This window comes from Enterococcus durans NBRC 100479 = LMG 10746, from assembly GCF_001544215.1.
GTDB classification, from domain to species: Bacteria; Bacillota; Bacilli; order Lactobacillales; family Enterococcaceae; genus Enterococcus_B; species Enterococcus_B durans.
Genome location: NZ_BCQB01000076.1, coordinates 1 through 8,484, shown reverse-complemented (window position 1 = coordinate 8,484; position 8,484 = coordinate 1). Strand labels below are relative to the sequence as shown.

Sequence of the window (8,484 nt, the reverse complement as noted above, 5' to 3'; positions counted from 1 at the left end):
ACTTGAATTGCTGTAGCAACTTTTATATCATATCAGAGCGACAAGTGAATGTCAACTGTTTTTTAAAAGTTATTTTCGATTTCGCTTTTAGAAATCTTTCAGCAACTCGTATATCATAACTCATCCCTTGTTATTTGTCAAGAACTTTTTTGAAGTTTTTCTTGATTAGATCAAGCTTTTCAATAGGTTCTTTCCAAACGACTTAGTTATCTTATCATGTGGTCACCCACACGTCAAGAACTTTTTTAAGTTATTTGTGAAGTGTTTCGCGCTCTTTCGAACACATAATAATATACCAACATCAAAATAGAAAGTCAATAAGAAAATGCTGTTTTATCAACATTTATAGCATATTCGACCATTCCCCTCTAATTGCTTTTCAATGTTCGTATTTTCGTTTTTTTTAGCCTTTATTTACCTTGATTTCCATTAAATGTTCAGGTTTTGTTTTCCTTGGTACATAGTTATTTCCTGAACCTTCTAAAATTTTTGTTAACAAAGTGTTGCTTTTATCTATTTACGCTTTTTTTTGCTAATATATATAGTAAATAGCTACATTATAATCTTGGAGGAACGATCGATGAAAATATTAATTGCTGATGACGATAAAGAAATCGTTGAATTACTAAGTATCTATATTCACAACGAAGGCTATGAAGCTGTGAAAGCTTATGACGGAAAAGAAGCCTTATCAAAAATCCGTACCATTCCCGATATCGAACTGCTTATCTTGGATATCATGATGCCTGAAATGGATGGAATGCAAGTAGTAAAAGAATTGCGTAAAGAATCACAGATCCCGATCATCATGCTTACAGCTAAAACTACAGATATGGATAAAATCAAAGGTCTGGTAGCAGGTGCTGATGATTATGTAACTAAACCATTCAATCCTTTGGAAGTGATGGCTCGTGTAAAATCATTACTTCGTCGGACAAAAATGCAAGTTACCCCTGACCAACCAGATATATTAGAAGTAAATTCTTTAATCATCAATAAAGATTCACATGAAGTAAAAACGATTGATGGTACAGAGATCCAATTAACAGCACTAGAATTTGGAATCCTCTATTTATTAGCAAGTCACCCAAACCGCGTATTCAGCGCAGATGAGATTTTTGAACGTGTGTGGAAACAGGAAAGTATTGTTTCTGCTAAAACAGTCATGGTACACGTAAGTCACTTAAGAGATAAAATTGAAGAAGCAACTGGTGGAGAAAAAGTCATTCAAACCGTTTGGGGAGTGGGCTATAAAATTGATGCACGATAAAACAAGAGGTACAGAAAAGCGTCGGCGGATCAACTTGACTTCTAAAGAAATCAGCGAATTATTAGCAGAAGGAATCATTACAGTTATCTTACTTCTTCTATTGAATGTCGCAATATTGGTTGTTCTTAGTTCAGTAATCAGTAGTTCCCCTTCATTGACAAATGCCATTTGGGATTCAAAAAACATTTTTGCTGAACGTTTGAATAGCGATTTATTTTGGAATGGCCGAAACTTTATCTTCCCTCTCTTCTTTCTTTTAGATATTGGTGTCTTATATTGGCGACTGATTCGTCGGTATCGTCAAATGCAGCTGCGACACATCATCAGTGAACTGCATTATATCGCAAATGGTAACTATGACCACCGAATTCCTTTTGAACTGAGCGGTGACCTTAGTCGAGTAGTCACTAGTATCAATGGTTTAGTAGACAGTACTGTCGCAGCCATTGAGGATGAACGTAAGATCGAAAAATCAAAAGATGAATTGATCACCAACGTCAGTCACGATATACGCACTCCTCTAACATCGATTATTGGTTATCTTGGTCTGATCGAAGACGGGCAATATCAAACAGAAGAAGATATTTTAAAATATACACACACAGCTTACATCAAAGCGAAACAAATGAAATCACTGGTAGACGACCTCTTTGAGTACACAAAGGTTCGGCAACCAGCCGTCCCTATTAATTTTTCTGCTTTTGATTTGATCCAACTAATCGAGCAATTAGCAGCTGATTTTGAATTAGAGGCTTCCAAAAAACATATTCAAATCGTTGTGACAAGCCAAGTGGATTCTCTGATCATGGATGGAGATACTGAAAAATTAGTCCGCGTCTTCAATAATTTACTGACGAACGCTTTAAAGTACGGAAAAGGTGCAACAAAAATCGTGATCGAGGTTGAAAAAATCGGTTCAGAAGTAGTTGCAACTGTAAAAAACAATGGGGCGATGATTCCTCAACAAGCAATCGATAACCTTTTTGACCGCTTTTACCGTGTTGAAGAATCACGTTCGCAAGAAACTGGTGGAACAGGATTAGGTCTTGCAATCGCCCAGAGCATCGTTGCTCTACATGGTGGGTACATCTATGCCAAATCAGATGAACATTGGACCTCTTTTATCATGCACTTGCCACTAAGAAAAAATGAAAAGTTACCCATTGAAAGCTAGGAAACCATTGACGAACGCTAAAATATCCGATATTCTTATTACAATCATGGATAATCGATGAAACACAGAACCCAGTACATTTTATTTTTTTCAAGAGAGCTGATGGCTGCTGAAAATCAGTAAAAAATAATTTGGAAGTTCCAGTTCTATGACGTGTACCTTTCGAAATAAGAAAGGTCGGCAAACAGCCGTTATCTGTTAGCAAGAGCAACACTGATCATGTGTTGAACTCGGGTGGTACCGCGAATGTTAGACTGATTCGTCCCAAGAATACATTGGGATGGATCGGTCTTTTTTATTTATACTAAGGAGGAATAGGAATGTTAGATGTAAAAATGATGCGCCAAAATTTTGACTATGTACAAGAAAAACTAATGACTCGTGGCGTGAAAAAAGAAACGTTAGCTGAATTTATGGAACTTGACGAAAATCGTAGAAAATTACTTGTCAAAAGTGAAGAGCTGAAGAAATACCGTAATGACGTTTCTGGTGAAATTGCACAACTAAAAAGGAATAAAGAAGATGCTACCGCTAAAATCAATGAAATGAAAGAAGTTGGGGGAAATATCAAAGCCCTTGACGAAGAAGTCGCACAAGTAGATGAAAAATTAAAAGAAATTGCAACTACTTTGCCAAACTTACCAAATGATTCTGTCCCTATCGGAAAAGATGAAGACGACAACGTCGAAGTGCGTCGTTGGAATGAACCTCGTAACTTCTCTTTTGAACCTAAACCTCATTGGGAAATCGCTGAAAATCTTGGCATCTTAGATTTTGAACGTGGAGCAAAAGTATCAGGTAGCCGTTTTGTTTATTACAAGGGATTGGGCGCTCGTTTAGAACGTGCCGTCTATAACTTTATGCTAGATCAACATATTTATGAACATGGTTATACTGAAATGATCACTCCTTACATGGTAAACAGTCGTGCAATGTTTGGTACAGGACAATTCCCTAAATTCAAAGAGGATGTTTTCCAATTAGAGGATACAGATTTGACACTGATCCCGACTGCAGAAGTTCCGTTAACAAACTATTACAATGACGAAATTTTAGACGGTCAAGACCTACCGATCTATTTCACTGCCCTTAGTCCAGCTTTTCGTTCTGAAGCAGGAAGTGCTGGTCGAGATACTCGTGGATTGATTCGCCTACACCAATTCAATAAAGTTGAAATGGTCAAATTCTCTGATGCAGAACATTCATATGAAGAACTTGAAAAAATGACAGCTGATGCAGAAGATATTCTTAAAAAATTGCATTTACCTTATCGTGTAGTTGCTTTATCAACTGGAGATATGGGCTTCTCAGCTGCCAAAACTTATGACTTAGAAGTTTGGATCCCAGCCCAAGATATGTATCGTGAAATCAGCTCATGTTCAAACTGCGAAGATTTCCAAGCACGTCGCGCAATGATCCGTTACCGTGATGAAGATGGAAAAATCCATTACGCACACACACTAAACGGTTCTGGTTTAGCTGTTGGCCGAACAGTGGCAGCTATTCTTGAAAATTATCAAAATGAAGATGGTTCTGTCACAGTTCCTGAAGCACTTGTTCCTTACATGGGGAATTTGAAAATCATCAAATAAAATTAGCCTTTAAGACAACTATTCAAGCTTGCACGTTCGTGTGCTACGCAAAAACTGATACGCTACGTGATCTCGAAACTACAGACAAAAAACGTCCCGCAAAAATCAGACCAAAAATCTAACTTTTGCGGGGCGTTTTAAATTATTTTCGAATGACTCACTTTTTTATTCAATTTAAGCAGTCGAACTGACTCAAGATAACGGTCTCCTACAAGTAGCTTCTCTGAAAACAAAGTCGAGATTTCACAGAAATTCAAGAGCAACGTCTGGGAAATCCTTTCTTATGTCTTGTAGCCAATCTGTTCTGTTACGACTTAAGATTCAACTGAATAGTTCGGTGCTTCTTTTGTGATCTGTACGTCATGTGGATGTGATTCTTTCAATCCGCTACCACTCATTTGGATAAATTGTGCTTCGTCACGTAATTGTTTCAAATTACCTGCTCCTACATAACCCATACCAGATTTTAACCCACCGATCATTTGGAAAATGATGTCTGCAACGCTTCCTTTATAAGCTACGCGCCCTTCGATTCCTTCTGGAACCAATTTATTGGCTTCATTGACGCTTCCTTGGAAGTAACGATCTTTCGAACCTTTTTCCATTGCGCCTAATGAACCCATACCACGATAAGTCTTGAAACGACGTCCTTGGAAAATTTCAAATTCACCTGGTGACTCATCTGTACCAGCCAACATACTTCCTAACATCACTGCATGTCCGCCAGCAGCCAATGCTTTGACGATATCGCCAGAATATTTGATACCACCATCTGCAATAATTGCTTTTCCGTATTGACGAGCCACAGAAGCAGCATCATAAATCGCTGTTAATTGTGGTACACCCACACCAGCTACGACACGTGTCGTACAAATCGAACCAGGTCCGATCCCTACTTTTACAACATCCACACCAGCATCATACAATGCCTTTGTTGCTTCGGCTGTTGCCACATTCCCGGCAATTAGCGTTGCATCTTTGAAGGTTGAACGGATTTCTTGGATTTTACGAATGACACCAGCACTATGTCCATGTGCTGTATCAATAACGATTGCATCTACACCAGCTTCTAACAATGCGCCGGCACGTTCGAAAGTATCACTTGTGACACCTACAGCAGCAGCAACTAATAAACGTCCATGTTCATCTTTCGCTGCGTTAGGAAATTCAATCACTTTTTCAATATCTTTGATGGTGATCAAACCACTCAAGCGACCTTCATCGTCAACGATCGGTAATTTTTCGATTTTATGTTTTTGCAGAATTTTTTCTGCATCTTTTAGAGAAGTACCTACTGGGGCTGTTACTAAGTTTTCTTTTGTCATCACATCATTGATTGCTATATGATAGTCAGTCACAAAGCGCATATCACGGTTCGTAATAATACCAACCAATTTTCTGTTTTCTAAAGTTTCAACGATTGGCACTCCGCTAATACGGTATTTGCTCATTAGTTCTTCTGCATCTGCTACTAGATGTTGTGGCGTTAAGAAGAAAGGATCAATGATCACACCACTTTCAGAACGTTTTACTTTACGTACTTCATCGGCTTGCTGACTGATCGTCATATTTTTGTGAATAACACCTAATCCGCCTTGTCTTGCCATGGCAATTGCCATTTTACTATCAGTAACAGTATCCATACTTGCACTGATGATCGGAATATTCAACTTAATATTTTTTGTTAATTGTACGCTCATATCCACTTCGTTTGGTAACACGTGACTTTCTGCTGGTATCAATAAGACATCGTCGAAAGTAAACCCTTTTTTCGTGAACTTTGTTTCCCAGTTGGACATTTTTAGTACCACTCCTCTGTTTTAGTTTATCTACTAAAATAATCGATTTTCTTTATTAAGTCAACAGTCTATCCGTAATCCCTAACTTTTCTAAGAAGATATTCATTATAAGCGTTTACATACCGATAGTTTATTGCTTATCTCTCAGCAGTCGACTCTAAAAAAAAACAGTCAGAATTTTCTATCCTCCCAAAAGAGGCTTCAAAAATTCTGACTGATGGAATATTTTTTGTTTATCTTCTAGGTGCTGATAAACTGCCAATAATACCGTATTTATTCTTCAAGTAGTAACGTAACGCAAGAGCGACCCCACCGATGATCACGATAACTACTGGATCTAGTAGTGGGTTCAGTACTGGTGGAAGCAACGTTGTAGCGGAAAAGGCGATAACCCAGATCAGCGTTGTTCCTCCTAAAATAAGCAATGTTTTACCCATACCTGGTTTTTTACTGCGATCTGCTCCAGGATATTCATACTGATAAATGTATTTATACATCAGATAAAATACCCAACCACCGACTGCAGAACCTAAAATAAGAGTTGAAATTCCATAAGCCGGCGTTGTTCCACGTGAAAACAATCCAGTGATTGCAACCATAATACTCAACAGACCAAGTAGTAATAATGCGTTATCTAGCCACATCAAGACTGGTTTGGCATTTACTTTTACTTCAGCTGGTTTATTGATGATTGCTTCTGTTCGTTCAGAAACAGTACCGAATAGTTGTCTCGCTGTTCTTCCGCCTTTTTGCTCAGAAACTAAAGTCGGAAGGATGTCATGAAGGGCTGTGACTTTTTCCTCTTCGGATAAGTTAGCCGCTTCTAAAGTTTTTTTCAAATCAAAAATATATTGTTGGTTTCTTTTCGTCAACTTTTCTTCTAAACTATTGTTTTCTTTTACGATCTCACGTAATTGTTCTGGTTCCATGATCTAATAGTCCTCCTTAGCCGTTACTCTAACGGTTGTCACAAAAGACATTCTAACATACTATACGTACAGTTTGATAGCCCTTTTATACATTAAAACGGAATAACATAACGTCGCCATCTTGGACTACATAATCTTTACCTTCTAGACGAACGCGACCTGCTTCTTTTGCGGCATGCATGTTGCCATAATGATCCAAATCTTCAAAAGAGACTGTTTCTGCACGGATGAAGCCTCGTTCAAAATCTGAATGGATGATTCCAGCTGCTTGAGGAGCTTTGATTCCTTTTTTGAACGTCCAAGCTCGGACTTCTTGTTCTCCAGCAGTAAAGTAAGTAGCTAACCCCAATAAATCATAGGCTGCACGGATCAATTGATCTAATCCAGATTCTTCGATTCCCAATGCTTCTAAGAATTCAGCCTTATCTTCATCATCTAACTCGGCGATTTCTTCCTCTGCACGCGCGCTAACAACGATGACTTCTGCTTTTTCTTCTGCCGCAAAGTTACGTACTTCTTGAACGTAGTGATTGGATTCTGCTTCTGCTACTTCGTCTTCCGCAACATTTGCTACATATAAGATTGGTTTTGTTGTTAATAAGAACAATGATTTAACGATCTTTTGTTCTTCTTCTGTAAATTCGATCGAACGTGCGGAACGACCGTCTTCTAAAACAGGTTTTATTTTATCGAGCACTGCTAATTCTGCTACAGCATCTTTATCCTTTGTTTTAGCAACTTTTGCCACTCGCGTATAGCGTTTGTTGATTGAGTCAAGGTCAGCTAACACAAGCTCCAAATTGATCGTATCAATATCAGCTAAAGGATCAACTCGTCCTTCCACGTGAGTGATGTTGTCGTCATCAAAACAACGGACGACATGACAGATTGCATCTACTTGGCGGATATGACTCAAAAATTGGTTACCTAAGCCCTCACCTTTACTTGCACCTTTTACGATACCAGCGATATCTGTAAATTCAAAAGTAGTTGGAACAGTTTTCTTTGGATGAACTAATTCCGTCAACCGTTGTAAGCGCCAGTCTGGTACTTCTACCATTCCTACATTTGGATCAATCGTTGCAAAAGGATAGTTTGCTGCTTCTGCTCCAGCTTTAGTAATTGCATTAAATAAAGTCGATTTTCCGACATTGGGTAAACCTACGATTCCAGCAGTTAATGCCATAAATTTATTCACTCTTTCTCTGAATTTTTTTCAAGTATTTTTTTTAGTTTTTTTTCAAATTCTCGACGAGTCATCATAACGATATGTGCACAATTCACACATTTGATTTTGATGTCAGCACCCATTCGAATGATCTCCCAACGGTTCGTCTGACACGCATGAGGTTTTTTCATTTCAACGATATCATGTAAGTCGTACATAAAAGTCCCCTCCTTTTTGAAAAAAATATCTGAACGCTTGCTTTATTAATCGAAGCGCAATGATGGATTCTCTATTATTGAAAGTAATAGGACAAAGCCTAAGATTTTTGTTTCTCAGTTTTATTCGTCAAATTGAATATTAAGAATATCCAGGATTCTTGTCAAATCATTTTGTGACAGATATTCAATTTCGATTTTTCCTTTTCCATCTTTTTCTTGGATAGCGACACTTGTGCCGAACTTATCCATTAAACGATCTTCGCTTTCACGGATATAGTAAGGTTTTTCTTTTGCTAAACGTGGAATTTTTTTCTTTTCTTTTCCATCATTTTCA

The 8,484-nt window shown here is 38.0% G+C and carries 7 protein-coding genes, 1 pseudogene and 1 other annotated feature; of the genes and pseudogenes, 3 read left to right on the top strand and 5 right to left on the bottom strand.

Annotation, left to right across the window (positions count from 1 at the left end; all coding sequences use genetic code 11):
* Positions 1–580 precede the first annotated feature (580 nt).
* The 3 genes from croR to serS all read left to right on the top strand — a co-directional run bounded on the left by croR (position 581) and on the right by serS (position 4,036).
* On the top strand, positions 581–1,270 hold the full coding sequence (gene croR, locus ED2_RS13575; RefSeq protein ID WP_005875751.1) for a response regulator transcription factor CroR: 690 nt from the start codon (positions 581–583) through the stop codon (positions 1,268–1,270).
* On the top strand, positions 1,260–2,444 hold the full coding sequence (locus ED2_RS13570) for a sensor histidine kinase (RefSeq protein ID WP_005875753.1): 1,185 nt from the start codon (positions 1,260–1,262) through the stop codon (positions 2,442–2,444). Before croR ends, ED2_RS13570 begins: the two co-directional genes overlap by 11 nt.
* 57 nt (positions 2,445–2,501) lie before the next feature.
* Positions 2,502–2,714, top strand: a binding site (T-box leader).
* A gap of 50 nt (positions 2,715–2,764) precedes the next feature.
* On the top strand, positions 2,765–4,036 hold the full coding sequence (gene serS, locus ED2_RS13565; protein ID WP_005875755.1) for a serine--tRNA ligase: 1,272 nt from the start codon (positions 2,765–2,767) through the stop codon (positions 4,034–4,036).
* 314 nt (positions 4,037–4,350) lie between these two features.
* Here serS and guaB read toward each other — a convergent pair whose 3' ends face one another.
* The 5 genes and pseudogenes from guaB to ED2_RS13540 form a co-directional block, all read right to left on the bottom strand.
* Positions 4,351–5,835: an IMP dehydrogenase gene (gene guaB, locus ED2_RS13560; RefSeq protein ID WP_005875762.1), complete on the bottom strand. Its 1,485-nt coding sequence runs from the start codon at positions 5,833–5,835 to the stop codon at positions 4,351–4,353.
* 233 nt (positions 5,836–6,068) lie between these two features.
* Positions 6,069–6,764: a DUF1129 domain-containing protein gene (locus ED2_RS13555; protein WP_016177135.1), complete on the bottom strand. Its 696-nt coding sequence runs from the start codon at positions 6,762–6,764 to the stop codon at positions 6,069–6,071.
* An 85-nt stretch (positions 6,765–6,849) separates the two neighbouring features.
* The gene (gene ychF, locus ED2_RS13550; protein WP_005875768.1) at positions 6,850–7,950 is read right to left on the bottom strand and encodes a redox-regulated ATPase YchF; all 1,101 of its coding nucleotides are present in this window, start codon (positions 7,948–7,950) and stop codon (positions 6,850–6,852) included.
* A gap of 8 nt (positions 7,951–7,958) precedes the next feature.
* Positions 7,959–8,150 carry a DUF951 domain-containing protein gene (locus tag ED2_RS13545; protein ID WP_016177136.1) on the bottom strand — a complete coding sequence of 64 codons (192 nt, stop codon included), beginning with the start codon at positions 8,148–8,150 and terminating at the stop codon, positions 7,959–7,961.
* A gap of 120 nt (positions 8,151–8,270) precedes the next feature.
* Positions 8,271–8,484 (bottom strand): annotated as a pseudogene (locus tag ED2_RS13540) (ParB/RepB/Spo0J family partition protein); the annotation flags it as partial.